This is a genomic window from Streptomyces sp. S6, from assembly GCF_054880855.1.
In genome coordinates, this window is the sequence record NZ_JBTYMC010000041.1 from 17224 (window position 1) to 34438 (window position 17215).

10 protein-coding genes are annotated in these 17215 nt (G+C 69.9%); 6 read left to right on the forward strand and 4 right to left on the reverse strand.

The window, feature by feature from the left end; all coding sequences use genetic code 11:
• Positions 1-6 precede the first annotated feature (6 nt).
• The gene (locus ACVNF4_RS08635; protein WP_461802106.1) at positions 7-1497 is read left to right on the forward strand and encodes a flavin monoamine oxidase family protein; all 1491 of its coding nucleotides are present in this window, start codon (positions 7-9) and stop codon (positions 1495-1497) included.
• Between the two features lies 1 nt (position 1498).
• On the opposite strand, the gene ACVNF4_RS08640 is transcribed toward ACVNF4_RS08635, so the two are convergent.
• Together ACVNF4_RS08640 and ACVNF4_RS08645 are read right to left on the reverse strand one after the other, a co-directional pair.
• Entirely contained in the window at positions 1499-2167 is a 669-nt protein-coding gene (locus ACVNF4_RS08640; protein WP_461802107.1) for a pyridoxine/pyridoxamine 5'-phosphate oxidase, read from the reverse strand.
• A gap of 46 nt (positions 2168-2213) precedes the next feature.
• Complete coding sequence (locus ACVNF4_RS08645; RefSeq protein WP_461802108.1) at positions 2214-3266, reverse strand: expansin EXLX1 family cellulose-binding protein; 1053 nt, start codon at positions 3264-3266, stop codon at positions 2214-2216.
• Positions 3267-3485: 219 nt separating this feature from the next.
• On the opposite strand from ACVNF4_RS08645, the gene ACVNF4_RS08650 reads away from it, so the two are divergent.
• The gene (locus ACVNF4_RS08650) at positions 3486-11027 is read left to right on the forward strand and encodes a DUF7507 domain-containing protein (RefSeq protein WP_461802109.1); all 7542 of its coding nucleotides are present in this window, start codon (positions 3486-3488) and stop codon (positions 11025-11027) included.
• Between the two features lie 159 nt (positions 11028-11186).
• Here the strand turns inward: ACVNF4_RS08650 and ACVNF4_RS08655 are convergent, their stop codons facing one another.
• The gene (locus ACVNF4_RS08655) at positions 11187-12347 is read right to left on the reverse strand and encodes a thiolase C-terminal domain-containing protein (RefSeq protein WP_461802110.1); all 1161 of its coding nucleotides are present in this window, start codon (positions 12345-12347) and stop codon (positions 11187-11189) included.
• A 90-nt stretch (positions 12348-12437) separates the two neighbouring features.
• Between ACVNF4_RS08655 and ACVNF4_RS08660 the strand changes: the two genes are divergently transcribed.
• Together ACVNF4_RS08660 and ACVNF4_RS08665 are read left to right on the forward strand one after the other, a co-directional pair.
• A complete protein-coding gene (locus tag ACVNF4_RS08660) occupies positions 12438-13604 on the forward strand; it encodes an acyl-CoA dehydrogenase family protein (RefSeq protein WP_461802111.1) in 1167 nt (388 codons plus the stop codon).
• A 29-nt stretch (positions 13605-13633) separates the two neighbouring features.
• A complete protein-coding gene (locus tag ACVNF4_RS08665; RefSeq protein ID WP_461802114.1) occupies positions 13634-14092 on the forward strand; it encodes a nitroreductase family deazaflavin-dependent oxidoreductase in 459 nt (152 codons plus the stop codon).
• Between the two features lie 69 nt (positions 14093-14161).
• Here ACVNF4_RS08665 and ACVNF4_RS08670 read toward each other — a convergent pair whose 3' ends face one another.
• A complete protein-coding gene (locus ACVNF4_RS08670) occupies positions 14162-14797 on the reverse strand; it encodes a TetR family transcriptional regulator (protein ID WP_461802115.1) in 636 nt (211 codons plus the stop codon).
• A gap of 133 nt (positions 14798-14930) precedes the next feature.
• Between ACVNF4_RS08670 and ACVNF4_RS08675 the strand changes: the two genes are divergently transcribed.
• Together ACVNF4_RS08675 and ACVNF4_RS08680 are read left to right on the forward strand one after the other, a co-directional pair.
• Positions 14931-15704, forward strand: a complete 774-nt coding sequence (locus tag ACVNF4_RS08675) for a VOC family protein (protein ID WP_461802112.1) — start codon at positions 14931-14933, stop codon at positions 15702-15704.
• Positions 15705-15946: 242 nt separating this feature from the next.
• A partial coding sequence (locus tag ACVNF4_RS08680) for a serine/threonine-protein kinase (protein ID WP_461802113.1) occupies positions 15947-17215 on the forward strand: 1269 nt, incomplete at its 3' end.

The following is a 17215-nucleotide window of genomic DNA, read 5'->3' on the forward strand; positions in this document are numbered from 1 at the left end:
CCGTACGTGGCAAGCGAAAGACCCTTCTCCCGCCGCAAGTTGATCGGGGGCGCCGGCGCCCTCACCCTGGCCGCGACGACGGCCGGCACGGCATCCGCGTCGGCGGCGCCCGCCGCCACCCGTGACGTCGACGTCGCGATCGTCGGCGCCGGGCTCGCCGGGCTGACGGCGGCCCGCGACCTCGTGGCGGCCGGAAAGTCCGTCGTCGTCCTGGAGGCCCGCGACCGGGTCGGCGGCCGGGTGCTCAACCTGAAGCTCGCGAACGGCGGAATCACCGAAGGCGGCGGGGAGTTCATCGGTCCGACACAGACCCGCATGAAGGCCCTCGCCGACTCCCTCGGCGTCGAGACCTTCGCGACCTACAACACCGGCAACAACCTCCTGTACAAGGACGGCAAGAAGACCCCCTACGCCACCGACGGCGCCCTCGGTTCGGTCCCGCCCGTCGACCTCGCGGGACTCGCCAACGCGGCCATCGTGCAGTCCTCGTTGAACGACATGGCCAAACAGGTCCCGGTCGACGCCCCCTGGACCGCGCCCAAGGCCGACGAATGGGACCGCCAGACCTTCGAGACCTGGCTGCGCCTCAACGCGGTCGTCCCGTCCGCCAAGTTCCTTCTGGACGTGGCCTGTACGTCGATCTTCTCGGCCGAACCCCGTGAACTCTCCCTGCTCTTCGTCCTCCACTACATCGCGGGCGCGGGCGACGCGAACAACCCCGGCACCCTGGAGCGGCTCACCGAAACCGCCAAGGGCACCCAGGAGTTGAGGTTCGTCGGCGGTTCACAGACCGTGCCGGTCAAGCTGGCCGCCACCCTCGGCGACCGCGTCGTCCTGAACGCGCCGGTCCGCTCGATCACCAAGTCCGGTTCCCGGTACGTCGTTTCGGCGGACGGCACGACGGTCACCGCGTCCCGCGTCGTCGTCGCCGTACCTCCGCCGCTGGCCGCGCGCATCACGTACGACCCCCTGATGCCCGCCGCCCGAGACCAGCTCACCCAGCGTCTGCCGATGGCCTCGGTCGCCAAGGCCATAGCGGTCTACGACACACCTTTCTGGCGGGCCGACGGACTGAACGGCCAAGTCGTCAGCGACAGCGGCGTGATCAGCTCGACGTTCGACAACTCCCCGCCGGACACCTCCTTCGGCGCCCTCATGGGCTTCATCGAGGCCGACAAGGCACGGCAGTTGGACGCGGCGAGCGAGGCCGAGGTGAAGGCGGCGGTCCTCAAGGACTTCACCACCTACTTCGGCGCCAAGGCCGCCACCCCGACCTCCTTCGCCCTGCACCGCTGGAACAACGAGCAGTACACCCGCGGCGGCCCCGTCTCCATCGCCGCGCCGGGCGTACTCACCCAGTACGGACGGTCGTTGCGCGCCCCGGTCGGCGGCATCCACTGGGCCGGGACCGAGACGTCCGTCTACTGGATGGGGTTCATGGACGGGGCCGTGCGGTCGGGCGAACGCGTCGCGCGGGAGGTCCTGGCCGCACTCTGACTCACGGCCACAGTAGGACCTTCTCCCAACTCCCCTCGCCCCGCCGGTACTCCAGCCGCACGTGCCTGCGCCGCTCGTCGCCCTGGAAGAACTCCACTGCGTCCGGCGCGAGTTGGTAGAGCGTCCAAGTGGGGGCAGGGGTGTCCGGGTCTTGCGTCGCCCGATCCCACGCCTCTTCGGATGCGGTGGCCAACTCCGTGAGGGACGGCAGGGGTTGACTCTGCCGTCCGGTGAGCGCGGCGGCCAGGGCGCCCGTCGAGCGGGCGCGCAGATCCGCTTGGGACTCCGGGTCCGGGGCCGACGTCACCCGGCCCCGGACCCGGACCTGACGGCCGAGCGACGGCCAGTAGAAGGCGAGGGCCGCGTAGGGCCGTTCCGCGAGCTGCCGCCCCTTCCGGCTCGTCGCGTGCGAGGCGAACGACCAGCCGTGGTCTTCGTCGGCGCCGTGCAGCATGACGATCCGCACGTCCGGAAGGCCGTCCGCACCGGCCGTCGCGAGCGACATGGTGTGCGGCTCGTGTTCACCCGCCGCCACGGCCTCGGCGAACCAGGCCGTGAACAGGGGCAGGGGTGTCTCGGGGGTGCCTTCCGGGTCGAACGCCGGGAGGCTGGTGGCCTCGGGCGCCCAGACCCGGAGGGTGCGCAGCAGGCCGGGGAGATCACTGGTCATGGGCCGATTATCGAACGGACCCCGTACGACCTCCGAGGGACACCGCTCACCGCTGCCGGAACTGCACGTTCGTCCCCTGTACGACATCCGGCTTCACCGCGATCCCGTTGACGACGAGCTGCTCACCGTAGATGTCCGTGATCCGCACCGACCCACCGCAGCCGACACCCTGCTCGGACAGGAAGAAGTTGTAGTCGGTCCGCGCCAGCCGCATCCACGAACCGCCGCTCCGGACCTCCAGCCGGGCCACGGGGTTGCGGTGATCGAGCACCTGGATCCCGCACCAGTACTGCGACGACCCCGTCTTGTACCGGACGGACAGGTTCCCGTCGACACCCGGGCTCAGCAGGCTCCACGTGATCGGCAGCCGCCCGACGTTCAGCGCCGCCAGCTTCGAGAACGCCTGCTGGCTCAGGTCGAGTTGACCGGGAGCGCAGGGCGCCGGGCACTCGTTGGTGATGCGCACGGTGATGGCGGCGCCGCCCGCCTTGACCCGCACGTACGCCCCGCACGCCTTGGACGTCTCGTAGTCGGCGGTGTTCATCGCGGCGGTCATGACGTCGCTGGTGGCTCCGAAGGAGCACGCGCCGTTGCCGTCGCCGATGTCGTACGCCGTGGCGACGCCCTGGTACGTCCGGCCGGGCGCGATACGGCCGGCGAGCGGGGCGGAACCGCTGCCTGCGGCGGCGATGGTGCCCGAACCCGAACCTGAGCCCGAACCCGAACCCGAGCCGCCTGAGCCGCTTCCGGTCTGCGCGCCGGCGGGCGGGGCCGTGGTGGGCTTGGGAGAGGGCTTCCCGGAAGGGGCGGTCCCGGAGGGTGAGGGTGAGGGGGAACCCGTAGTACTCGGGCTGGGGGAGGCGGAGGTACTAGGGGACGTACTGCCCGAGGGGTAGGGGGAGGACTTCCCGGACCCTTCCTCGACGACCGATCCCGCAGCCGCGCGCGCCTTCGCGTCGTCACCCCCGGAGGATCCGCCGCCGGGCCTGAAGGCGACCACCAGGGAAACCACCAGGGCGATGCCCGCCACGGCGAGAACGGATATGAGGGCGCCGGAGAGGCGCCGGGACCGGCCGCGCCGGTGAGTTGCGGATGCCACGCGTAGTCCTTACGTCGGGTGGGGCTACTCCTCAGTGGTCACAGAGGCCGCAAAGGTTGCCGGGCCGATCGTATGGATGTCCGCCCGCCGCAGGGGACCGTACGGGGGATTCGCCGAAAGACACATATTTATGCCTTTCTGGTTAATTAAATCCCGATGGTAAGAGATAGCGATCATGACGGGAGTTTTCGCTGGTCGGGCGAGAGGCGGGAGTAGTTGATGAGGCGTCAGAGCGGAACGGCGCGCTGGAGAGGTGGCGGACTCGCCGCCCTCCTGGCCGTCCTCGCGTTGCTCCTGTCATGGCTGCCGCCGATGTGGGTTTCCACGGCGGCGGCCGTTCCGGCGGGGTCGGAGTACCCGGCGAGCTGGTCGGTCAACGGGAACACCGCGACGGGGACGACGCCGAGCGGCGTCGTGGTGACCGCGACCGCCTCGGGGCCGGTGACCGGCGGGGGACAGGGTGACGTCATGTACGGTGGCGCCCGGCCGTTCTACCTGCCCAGCAGCAGTACAGCGGCGCTCAAGTACTCCGTCACGAACTGCACGAACACCGCGACGAGCGGCTGTGGTTCGGTCACTTACACCTTCTCCCGGCCGGTGAAGACGCCGGTCCTGTACGTGGCGGACGTCGGAGCCCTTACAGGCGGCACGACCATCGCCAGCTACCACGACCATCCGATCACGCTGGCGTCCGGCACTTTCAGCCTGGACTCCTCCGGCTCACAGAGCCCGCGGATGGGGATGTGGAACGGCGGCCAGACGGTGGGTATCGCCAACGCGGGCCAGTACACCAACAGTGCCAGCGTGGGCACCGACAGCTGTGTCGCCTTCGGCTGCGGTGCGTACGACGTCAGTACTACGACGGCGACGATCACCAGCCTGACGCTGTACTACGGGTACGAGGGCACCGGTACCAACACCGACGGCTGGGGCCAGATCCTCGGTATCACCCCGGCTCAGGCCTCCCTCTCCCTCACCAAGTCCGCCTCCCCGAACCGGATCTCCCGGCCCGGGGACACGGTCACGTACTCCTACCAGGTGACCAATACCGGAGAGGTACCCGTCACCGACCCGAGGATCAACGAGTCCTCCTTCTCAGGTACGGGGTCCCGGCCCTCGGCCTCCTGTCCTACGGGTACCGTCGGGGTGGGCGCGTCGGTGACGTGCTCGGTGACCTACACGGCGACCCAGGCGGACATCGACGCCGGCCGGGTCAGCAACACGGCGACGGCGACGGCGACCCCGCCGAGCGGGATGTCCGCGCCGACCTCGAACTCCTCGACGGCGACGGTGACCGTCGCGCAGAACCCGGCGCTGACCGTGCAGAAGACGGTTGCCGAGACGGGCGACCTGAACGCCGGACAGACCCTGCACTACTCGTTCAGGGTCACCAACACCGGTAACGTCACGCTGGGTTCGACGCGGATCAACGAGACCGCGTTCACCGGCAGCGGCGGCACCCCTTCCGTTACGTGTGAGAACGTCGCGCTGGCGCCCGGGACTTCACTGTCCTGCTCGGCGACCTACACGGTCACCCAGGCGGACGTCGACGCCGGTTCGATCTCCAACACCGCGACGGCGACCGGGAATCCGCCGAACAACGGCAACCCCGTCACCTCCTCCCCGTCGACCGCCGTCGTGCCGTTCAACGCCAGGCCCGCGCTGACGGTGGCGAAGTCGGCGGACAAGACGAACGTGGTCGTCGGCGACACGATCACCTACTCGATCCGGGTGACGAACACCGGCAACGTGACGATGAGCAACGTCACCGCGCAGGAGGCCGACTTCTCGGGCAGCGGCGGCACTCCGGCCGTCTCCTGCCCGAGCGGCGCGAACTCGCTGGCACCGGGCGCGTCGGTCACGTGCACGGCGAGCTACCGGGTGACGCAGGCCGACATGGACGCCGGGAAGATCACCAACACGGCGACCGCGAGCGGCACCCCGCCGAGGTCCAGCACCCCGGTGACCTCACCGCCGAGCGCGACGACGACGGTGACGACGAACCAGCGGCCCGCGCTGACGGTGACGAAGTCCGCCGACCGCACGGACCTGGTCGTCGGCCAGACGATCACGTACACCTACAGAGCCACGAACACCGGCAACGTCACCCTCACGGGTGTCACGGTGAAGGAGACGAACTTCTCCGGCACCGGCGGCACGCCCGCCGTGTCCTGCCCGGGAGGCTCGCTGGCGCCGGGCGCGTCGGTGACCTGCACGGCGGCCTACCGGGTGACGCAGGCGGACGTGGACGCCGGGAAACTCACCAACTCCGGTACGGCGACCGGCATTCCGCCGGGCACGACCACGCCGATCTCGTCGCCGCCGAGCCCGACGAACACGGTGACCGGGACGCAGAAGCCCGCGCTGACGGTCGCCAAGTCGACGGACCGCACGGATCTGGTCGTCGGCCAGACGGTGACGTACTCCTACAGAGCCACGAACACCGGCAACGTCACCATCACCAACCTCAAGGTGAACGAGAGCGGTTTCAGCGGCACCGGCACGCTCTCGGCGATCACCTGCCCGAGCAACTGGCTGGCGCCGGGCACCTCGACGACCTGTACGGCGACCTACACCGTCACACAGGCCGATGTGGACGCCGGGAAGCTCACCAACTCGGCGACCGTCTCCGGGACACCCCCTAGCGCCTCCACACCGATCACCTCACCCCCGGGTACTACGACCGTCACCGGGACGCAGAAGCCCGCGCTGACCGTCGTGAAGTCCGCCGACAAGACGTCCCTGGTGCTGGGGGACACGATCACCTACTCCTTCAAGGTGACGAACACCGGCAACGTCACGATGAAGAACATCGCCGTGAAGGAGAGCGACTTCACGGGTACCGGCACGCTGTCGGCGATCACCTGCCCGACGACGACGCTGGCACCCAACGCGACCACGACCTGTGCGGCGGCGTACAAGGTGACACAGGACGACGTGGACGCGGCGAGGCTCTCCAACTCCGCGACCGTGACCGGCGTTCCGCCGCAGAGCAGCACGCCGGTACCCCCGTCGACGCCGTCCACGACGACGATCCCCGGGACGCGCACGCCGTCGCTGAAGGTGGAGAAGTCGGCGGACCGTACGGACCTGGTCGCCGGGCAGACGGTGACCTACTCGTTCAAGGTCACCAACACCGGGAACGTCACGCTGAAGAACGTGGCCGTGCAGGAGGGTTCGTTCTCCGGCTCCGGGAAGATGTCGGCCATCTCCTGCCCCGCCGGGGCGAGTTCGCTGGCGCCGGGTGCGGCGGTGACGTGTACCGCGACGTACACGGTGACCCAAGCCGACGTGGATTCCGGCAAGTTGACCAACACGGCGACCGCGACCGGCGTCCCGCCGGGGACGACGACGCCGGTCACCTCGCCGCCCAGCTCACCCAACACGGTCACCGGCACGCAGAAGCCGGGGATGACGGTGACGAAGGCGGCGGACAAGACGTCCGTAGTACTCGGGGACGTCGTCACGTACACCTTCACGGTGAAGAACACGGGCAACGTCACGCTGACGGACGTCGGCGTGAAGGAGGGGGACTTCAGCGGTACGGGGACGATGTCGGCGCCGGTCTGCTCGGACGACGCGAAGTCGGTCGCACCGGGTGCGTCGGTGACGTGCACGGCGACGTACACGGTCACGCAGGCGGATGTGGATGCCGGAAAGGTCACCAACTCCGCGACCAGCACGGGCGTTCCGCCGGGGACGACCACGCCGAGCAGCTCGCCGCCTGGGACGACCACGGTGACCGTGGACCAGAAGCCCGGCCTCAAGCTGGAGAAGTCGACGGACCGCTCGGACCTGGTCGTCGGGCAGACCGTCACGTACTCCTTCAAGGTCACCAACACCGGGAACGTCACGCTGAAGGACGTCTCGGTGAAGGAGGGCACCTTCAGCGGTACGGGGACGATGTCCGCGATCACCTGCCCGAGCGGCCCGTTGGCCCCCGGCGCCGCGGTGACCTGCACGGCGACCTATGTCGTCACGCAGGCGGACGTGGACGCGGGCAGGCTGACCAACTCCGCGACCCCTACGGGTACGCCTCCGGGTACCACCACCCCGCAGGACTACCCCCCGGGTACGACAACCCTGACGGGTACGCAGAAGCCCGCGCTCACGGTGGTGAAGACGTCCGACCGGGACGACCTGGTGCTCGGCCAGACGATCACCTACTCCTTCAAGGCGACCAACACGGGCAACGTGACCCTGAAGAACGTCTCCGTCCAGGAGGGCGACTTCACGGGCGCGGGGACGATGTCGGCGGTCACCTGCCCCGACGCGGCGCAGTCCCTGGCGCCCGGCGCGTCGGTGACGTGTACGGCGACGTACACCGTCACGCAGGACGACGTGGACGCGGGGACGATCTCCAACACCGCGACGGGCAGCGGGGTTCCGCCGAACACGACGACGCCGATCACCTCGACGCCCTCCACCGCCAAGGTGCCGGCGACGCAGACACCGTCGCTGAAGGTGGAGAAGTCGGCGGACCGTACGGACCTGGTGGCCGGGCAGACGGTGACGTACTCGTTCAAGGTCACCAACACCGGGAACGTCACGCTGAAGAACATCGCCGTCAAGGAAGGCGAGTTCAGCGGTACCGGGAAGATGTCGGCCGTCACCTGCCCGAGCGGTTCGCTCGCGCCGGGTGCGGCGGTGACCTGCACGGCCACCTACGTCGTCACCCAAGCCGACGTGGACGCGGGTAAGTTGACCAACACCGCGACCGCTACCGGCGTCCCGCCGAACACCACCACGCCGGTCGAGTCGCCGCCGAGTCCGCCTAACACGGTCACGGGGACGCAGAAGCCGGCGCTGAAGGTCGAGAAGACGGCCGACAAGACGTCCGTAGTACTCAAGGACGAGATCACGTACACCTTCACGGTGACGAACACCGGGAACGTCACGGTCAAGGACGTCTCGGTGAAGGAGGGGGACTTCAGCGGTACGGGTACCCTCTCGGCGATCGTGTGCGCGGACGGCGCGAAGTCGCTGGCGCCGGGCGCCTCGGTGACCTGTACGGCGACGTACACGGTGACGCAGGCGGACGTGGACGCCGGGAAGATCACCAACTCGGCCACCGCCACCGGCGTACCTCCGCAGGGTGACACCCCGGTCACCTCGCCGCCCGGGACGACCACGGTGAACGTGGACCAGAAGCCGGGTCTGAAGGTGGAGAAGTCCGCCGACCGGACGGACCTGGTGCTCGGGCAGACGGTGACGTACTCCTTCAAGGCGACGAACACCGGGAACGTCACGCTGAAGGACGTCACCGTCAAGGAGGGCACCTTCAGCGGTACGGGGACGATGTCGGCGATCACGTGCCCCGACGCGGCGAAGTCGCTGGCGCCGGGTGCGGTGGTGACGTGTACGGCGACGTACGTCGTCACGCAGGCCGACGTGGACGCGGGTTCGCTGAGCAACTCGGCGACGGGGACCGGCGTTCCGCCGAACACGACGACGCCGGTCGAGTCGCCGCCGGTCACACCCACCAAGATCACGGGGACGCAGACCCCGGGGCTGAAGGTGGAGAAGTCGGCGGACCGGACCGACCTGGTGGCCGGGGAGACGGTGACGTATTCGTTCAAGGTCACCAACACCGGGAACGTCACGATGAAGGACGTGTCGGTGAAGGAGGGCGACTTCAGCGGGACGGGGAAGCTCTCCGACATCACTTGCCCGGACGCGGCGCGGTCCCTCGCGCCGGCGGCCTCGGTGACCTGCACCGCGACCTACGTCGTCACCCAGGCGGACGTGGACGCGGGCAAGATCGAGAACTCCGCGACCCCTACGGGTACGCCCCCTAACCCCAACAACCCGAACAACACCACCCCGCAGGACTACCCCCCGGGTACGACAACCCTGACGGGTACGCCCAAGCCGGGTCTCAAGGTGGAGAAGTCCGCCGACAAGACCGATCTGGTGGCCGGGGAGACGGTGACGTACTCCTTCAAGGCGACGAACACGGGGAACGTCACGCTGAAGGACGTCACCGTCAAGGAGGGCACCTTCAGCGGTACGGGCAAGCTGTCGGCGATCACCTGCCCGGACGGGGCGAAGTCGCTGGCGCCGGCGGCCTCGGTGACCTGCACCGCGACCTATGTCGTCACGCAGGCGGACGTGGACGCGGGCAAGCTCACCAACACCGCGACCGGGACCGGCGTACCGCCGAACACGACCACGCCGGTCACCTCGCCGCCGACACCGACGAACACGGTGACCGGGACGCAGACGCCGGGTCTGAAGGTGGAGAAGACGGCCGACCGGACGGACCTGGTGGTCGGGCAGACGGTGACGTACTCGTTCAAGGCGACGAACACCGGGAACGTGACCCTGAAGAACGTCTCCATCCAGGAGGGGGACTTCACCGGGACCGGGAAGCTGTCCGAGATCTCCTGCCCGGACGGGGCGAAGTCGCTGGCGCCGGGTGACTCGGTGACCTGCACCGCGACCTACGTCGTCACCCAAGCCGACGTGGACGCGGGCAAGTTGACCAACACGGCGACAGGGAACGGCGTTCCGCCGGGCACCACCACGCCGATCACGTCGCCGCCGACCAAGCCGAACACGGTCACGGGGACGCAGACGCCGGGTCTCCAGGTCGAAAAGACCGCCGACAAGCAGGAGTTGGTGGCGGGCGAGACCATCACCTTCTCCTTCAAGGCGACGAACACCGGGAACGTCACGCTGACGGACATCACGGTGAAGGAAGGGGACTTCAACGGGACGGGTGTCCTGTCGGCGCCCTCCTGCCCCGACGCGGCGAAGTCGTTGGCGCCGGGTGCGGTGGTGACCTGCACGGCGACCTATGTCGTCACCCAAGAGGACGTGGACGCTGGGCAGTTGGCCAACTCCGCGACCGTCACCGGGGAGCCGCCGCTCGGCGGGGACCCGATCACCTCGCCGCCGGGGACGACGAAGGTGCCGACGGATCCGAGGCCGGGGCTGTCGGTCGTGAAGTCCGCCGACAAGACCGAGCTGGTGCTCGGCGAGACGATCACGTACTCGTTCGTGGTGACCAACACCGGCAACGTCACGATGAAGGATGTGGCCGTCCACGAAGGGGAGTTCACCGGGACCGGCAAGCTGTCCGAGGTGTCCTGCCCCGACGGGACGCAGTCCCTCGCGCCGGGTGCCTCGGCGACCTGTACGGCGACCTACCAGGTCACCCAGGACGACGTGGACGCCGGGAAGATCTCCAACTCGGCCACCGTCACCGGCGTTCCGCCCCTCGGCCCGAACACGCCGGTCACCTCACCTCCGGGCACGACCACGGTCCCCACGGACCCGAAGCCGGGCCTCAAGGTGACGAAGACCGCGTCGCCGAGCGGCAAGGTGAAGATGGGCGACACGATCACGTACTCGTTCCTGCTGGCCAACACGGGCAACGTCACGCTGTCCGATGTCCGGCCTGTGGAGACGGAGTTCACCGGCACCGGCAAGGTGTCCGCGATCGACTGCCCTGACGCCGCGGCGAAGTTGATCCCCGGCCAGCGGGTCACCTGCACGGCCACGTACGTCGTGACCGAGGCGGACGCGAAGTCCGGCAAGCTCAGCAACGCGGCGACGGGCACCGGGAAGACGCCGGGTGGCAACGAGCCCCCGGTGCCGCCGACTTCGACCGTCACGGTGACGACGGAGCCGCCGCCGGTGCCGGAACTCCCGGACACGGGCGACGACTTCAACCCGCTGTTCATCGGACTTGCGGTGTCGCTGGCCGCGGCGGGCGGGGGCCTGCTGTTGGCGGTGCGCCGCCGACGCGGGGAGTAGCAGCCGGTTGAGAAACGGGGCGTCCGCCGGGTGGCGGGCGCCCCGTTCGGCGTTGCGAGAGGGGTTCAGAGGAGGGGGCCGGGTATTCCGGCCCGTGAAGGGGGAGAGGGCGTCCAACCGCAGCTCATCACCCGCGGCTACACCGTCCGTTAGTTCACCTCACCTTCCCAACACCACCGTCCCCGAGGAGCAGAACCACCCGCCCGTCCCCGACGCCACCCCCAACCGAGGCAAGTCCCCGTCCCGAGCGCGGACTTGCCTCGCCCCCGCCTCGCCGCGAAGCTGCCGGACGGCCTCGACCAGGAGGAACAGCCCCCGCATACCGGGATGTTGGGCCGACAGCCCGCCCCCGTCCGTGTTGACCGGCAACTCCCCGCCCTCGACCAGGAGTCGGCCCTTCTCGACGAAGGCCCCACCCTCGCCCTTCGCGCAGAAGCCGAGGTCTTCGAGGGTCACCAGCGTCATGTAGGTGAACGCGTCGTAGATCTCCGCGAAGTCGATCTCGGAGGGCGTGACTCCCGCCTGCTCGAAGGCGATCCGGCCGCTCACCGCGGCGGGCGACACCGTGAAGTCGGCCCACTCCGACATGCTCGCGTGCGACACGTGCTCCCCGCTGCCGAGCACCCACACAGGCGCCGAACGACAGTCCCGCACATACTCCTCCGCCGCCAGCAGCACCGCCGCCCCGCCGTCGGACCGGAGGCAGCAGTGCAGCTTGGTGAAGGGGTCGGCGATCAACTCGCCGTCCAGCACGTCCGCTTCGGTGATCGGTGTCCGGAACATCGCCTCGGGGTTCAGTGCCGCGTTGGCGCGGGCCTGGACCGCCACCGACGCCAACTGCTCGACGGTCGTGCCGAATTCGATCATGTGCCGCCGGGCGGCCATCGCGTACTTCGCGATCAGCGTGTGCCCGTACGGCACCTCGAACTGGCTGGGCCCCCGGCTGCCGAAGGACAGCGTCCCGGTCCGCCGCCCTGCCCGGACGTCCGCCCGCGCCGTCGAACCGTACGCCAGCAGGACGACGTCGGCGTGCCCGGCGGCGATCGCGTCGGCGGCGTGGGCGGCCATGACCTCCCAGGTGGAGCCGCCGACGGAGGTGGAGTCGACCCACGTCGGCCGTAACCCCAGGTAGTCGGCGACCTCGACCGGCGCGAGCGTGCCGAGGCCGGCGGAGGCGAAGCCGTCGATCAGGCTCCGGTCGAGCCCGGCGTCGGCCAGCGCGCGGCGGGCCGCCTGGGCGTGCAGGGCGTAGGGGGTCGTGTCGTCGAGGCGACCGCAGTCGGAGAGGGCGGCGCCCACCACAGCTACCTTGCGCGTCATGGGATCTGACGGTATATCAGATCGGCTCTCTTCTCTATGCGCCGACGCTTTGATATGACGGATCGTCAGATGTTGAGCTCTGGGGGACCCGTGGACGCCAGCCTCACCGCCGAACAGCACGAGATCCAGCGCACCCTGCGCGAACTCCTCGGAAAACGTTGTGGATCCACCGAACTGAGAGCGGCGGCCGAGACCCCCGCCGGATACGACCCCGCCCTGTGGAGCGCGCTCTCCGCCCAACTCGGGCTTCCCGGCCTCGCCTTGCCGGAGACGTCCGGCGGGGTCGGCTGCGGGGCCCTCGAACTCGCGCTCGCCGGAGAGGAACTGGGCCGCGCCCTGGCGCCGTCCCCCCTCCTCGCGACCAGCGTCCTCGCCGGGCCGCTCGTCGACGCCCTCGGCAGTGCCGGGCAGCGGGCGGCTCTCCTGCCCCGCATCGCCGCCGGGCACCTCACCGCCACGCTCGCCGCTCCGGTCGTCGCCCTCGCCCTGACCGGCGGGAACGACGGCGACTGGGCGGGGGGAGGGCGCTCCGGGGGCGTGCAGGCCCGGCCCCAGGGCGATGACTGGCGGCTCTACGGCGAGGTCGTGCGGGTCCTGGACGGGCACAGTGCCGGGCTGCTGATCGTGGCCGCGCACTGCGGGGGGTTCGCCCGGTCGCGGGTGCGGCTGTTCGTCGTCCGGGGGGATGCCGTCGGGCTGACGCGGGTGCGGCATACCGCACTTGACGTCACCCGGCCACTGGGGCGCGTCCAACTGAGGGACGTGCCCGCCGAATTGCTCGGGAGCGACGCCGATGTGCTGCCCGCGCTCGCCTCGGCGGGGGAGTTGTTCGCGGCGCACCTCGCCTGCGAGGCCGTCGGGGCCGCCGGGCGGGTGCTGGAGATGACCGTCGAACACGTCAAACGGCGTGAGCAGTTCGGGCGGCCGATCGGGTCGTTCCAGGCTGTGCAGCACCGGCTCGCGGACGTCTACACGCAGGTGCAAACCGCCCGTTCGGCCGCGTACTACGCCGCTTGGGCGGCCGGGCGGGAGGGAGTTGGGGCACTTGCCCTCGCGCGGGCGCTGGACGCGCTACGGTTCGCTTCCGCCGAGGGGATCCAACTGCACGGTGGTATCGGGTTCACCTGGGAGCACGACGCGCACCTGTACTTCAAACGGGCGGTCGGCGACGAGTTGCTGTTCGGGCCGGCTCACCGGCTCCGGGAGTGGGCCGCCGACGCCGCAGGAATCTTCCGGCCGCAGGAGGTCACCGCGTGAGCAGCATCGGCGTCCGGCTCGTCCAACGCATGTCCTCCACAAGGACGTTCAGCAAGGTCGGCCCGCGCTTCATCCCCGCGCTCGACCGCGCCGTCCACCGCCTCACCCGGGGCAAGGTGCTGCTCAGCGCGCAAATGCTGCCGGGGGTGATCCTCACCTCGACCGGCGCCCGCAGCGGGCTGGCCCGGCGTACGCCGATCGCCTGCATGCCGGAGGGCGACGGGAGTTGGCTGCTCATCGGCTCCAACTTCGGCCGCCCGCAGCATCCTTCGTGGACCGCGAACCTCATCGCCCACCCGGAGGCCTCGGTCCACTGGAAAGGCACCGAAATCCCCGTCACAGCACGGCTGTTGGCGGGGGAGGAGCGGGCCACGGCATGGAAGGCCGCACTCGCCTTCTGGCCGCCCTACGCGACGTACCAGGCGCGGATCGACCGTGAGATCCGCCTGTTCAGGATCACCGCCGGGAGCGGTCCCGCCGGCAGGTGACGGCAACGGGCGATGGCCCACCCAGGTGAACCACCGCCCGCTGAGACAGGACGAGTCAGGTCTGCACGCCTACTTCGTCGGCTTCTTGCCGGTGATGCCGAGGTGCACCAACAGCGCCAGATTCGGCTTGAGTTCGGCCTGCTTCACACCCCAGGTGGTGAACCCCTTCTGGTGCGAGGCGACAGCCGCGAGCATGGCGACGAGAGAACCGGCGACCGCCGCCGGGTTCACGTCCTTGTCCACCTTGCCCTTGGACTGCAACTCGGCGACCGCGCCCGAGAGGGAGTTGTTCACCGAGTTCAGGATCTTCATCCTGAGTTTGTAGAAACGCTTGTCGCCCTCGGCCGCGCCGAGGTCCACGACGCGCAGGATCGCCTCGTTCTTCCGCCAGAACTCCAGGAAACCGTCCACGAGTTCCTGGGCGGTCTGCCAGCCGGCCTTGCCGACCCACGAGCGGCCTTCGAGGAGTTCGGTCAACCCCGCGCCCTCGGTGGCCATTTGCTCGGCGATCTCCAGGACGGCGCCTTCGACGTCCGGGAAGTACTGGTAGAAGGTCGCGGGCGAAGTGCCCGCCTTCCGGGCGACATCGATGACCTTGACGTCCCGGTAAGGAGAGGAGCTGAGCATCTCGCTGAGGCAGTCCAGCAGCTTCTGCCGCGTGGCCTGCCCACGCCGACCGGCTACGCGGCCGTCGACGGTACGCACTTGTCCTGTCATGCCGTCAGCTTACCGAGGGGTGATCGGAGCGCGATTCGGCCGATCCAAATGGGGTGCACCTTGCTCTGGAGGAGGGTCTCGCTGGTCTGCGCGGTGCGGGCCGCGCCGTTACTTTGGGCGCATGGCCGAAAACAGGGCATCGGGGTACGGAGAGGGCGGCGTCTCGCACGCGGGCGCCTACGGCGAGGGCGTGCCCTGCTGGGTGGACGCCCAGCTCGCCGACCTCGACGCGGGAAAACGTTTCTACGGTGAGCTCTTCGGGTGGACCTTCACCGGGCCCGACGACCCCGGGATGGCCCACGGCGGCTCGCTGTGGGCCAGAAAGGACGGGAAAGCGGTTGCCGCGCTGTCTCCCAAGTCGGACGGCCGGATGCCCACCGTCTGGACCGTCTACTTCGCCGCCCCCGACATCCGCCGTACCACCGGACGCATCGTCGCCGTCGGCGGCCAGGTCGTCATGGCGCCCTTCCCGGTCGGCCGGCTCGGCACCGCCGCCCTGGTCACCGACCCCGAGGGGGCCGTCTTCGGGCTCTGGCAGGGGGAGCGGCACCCCGGCTTCGGGGCCCGTCACACCCCTAGTACTTTCGTCTGGGCCGAGCTGTACGCCCGGGACATCGACGCCGTGAACTCCTTCTACGGCGGGCTCTTCCACGAGGCCCTCTTCGGCCCTGATGCCCGCCCCGACTTCGGCCGGGCCCCCGTCTCCGACGTCTTCCCCGCCGAGATGCCCCCGCACTTCGTCGTCCACTTCGGGGTGGAGGACTGCGCCGTCGCCGTCCGGACCGTCCAGCGCCTCGGCGGGCGGCTCCAGGCGGGGCCGTTCCCGACGTCCTACGGGGTCGCGGCCGTCGTGTCGGACAATCAAGGGGCGTCCTTCGCGTTGTTGCAGCGGTGAGAACCACTGTTTCGGCGTCGAAACGGCGTGAAACGACGTCGGACCGAAGGCGATCCGGCGTTGATTTGCCGGAAATCTTCCGGTAGATGAATTAGCGCCCTATTTTTCACCGGGTTCGCAACCAGCCGCCCGGCCAGGAAGAATCGGGGGTGCGTGCCGCCATGGCGGTGCGGTGGTGAGACGCTGCACGGGGTCGCGTGGAAACGTGGCTTGCGCGGCCCGTACGGGGAGGTGGCAGGCAAGTGGTGGATCAGCTGACGCAGCACGATCCGCGGCGGATCGGGCCGTTCGAGGTGCTGGGACGGCTGGGGGCCGGCGGCATGGGGCTGGTCTATCTGGCGCGCTCCGCGTCGGGCCGGCGCGTGGCGATCAAGACGGTGCGTACCGAACTCGCCGAGGACCAGCTCTTTCGCGTGCGGTTCACGCGCGAGGTCGAGGCGGCACGTGCGGTAAGCGGTTTCTACACGGCGGCCGTCGTGGACGCCGATCCGCGCGCGGCCGTCCCGTGGCTGGCGACCGCGTACGTCCCGGCGCCCTCCCTCGAAGAGATAGTGAACGACTGCGGGCCGATGCCGGCCCAGGCGGTGCGGTGGCTGGCGGCCGGGGTCGCGGAGGCGCTCCAGTCCATCCACGGCGCGGGGCTCGTCCACCGCGACCTCAAGCCGTCGAACGTCCTCGTCGTCGAGGACGGGCCCCGCGTGATCGACTTCGGTATCGCCTCCGGGGTCTCCAACACCCGCCTGACCATGACGAACGTGGCCGTCGGCACGCCCGCGTACATGTCGCCGGAGCAGGCGAAGGACTCCCGGAGCGTGACCGGGGCGAGTGACGTCTTCTCGCTCGGGTCGATGCTCGTCTTCGCGGCGACCGGGCATCCGCCGTTCCACGGGGCGAATCCGGTAGAGACCGTTTTCATGCTGTTGCGGGAAGGGCCCGACCTGGAGGGGCTGCCGGACGAGCTCCGGCCGCTCATCGAGTCGTGCATGCAGATGGAGGCGACGGCGCGGCCGAACCCCGCCGACCTCCAGGCGCAGCTCGCGCCGCACCTGTTCGGGTCGGGGTCGGACGACAGCGGGACGGCTTCGGCCTGGCTGCCGGAGAAGGCCGTCGCCCTCATCGAGACCCGTAGGGGTGGACGGGCGCCGAAGCCCGCGGGGACTCCTGGGCGCAGTGGGGGCGGGGTCAATCTGGGGGGTCGGCCCGCGTTGCCGCCTCCGCCGGCGCACGATCCCGTAGTACCCGTAGTACCTCCGAGGCCGGCCGGGCCCGCGCCGTTCCCCGTCGCCGTCGGGTCCCCCGACCCCGGACCCGTACGACTCGCGGGTGCCCCCGTCCCGATCGGGCCGGGGCCGAGGATCTCCGACATCCGGGCGACGTCCGCCGTCCGGGCCCCCGTGCCCGACCCGGGGCTGACCGGGTCCTGGACGCGGGTGCGGCCGGGTCTGGGAGCGGGGGCCGGGGTCAACGGGGGCGATCCCGCAGTACCCGGAGCGACCGGGGTGCCCGGAGCG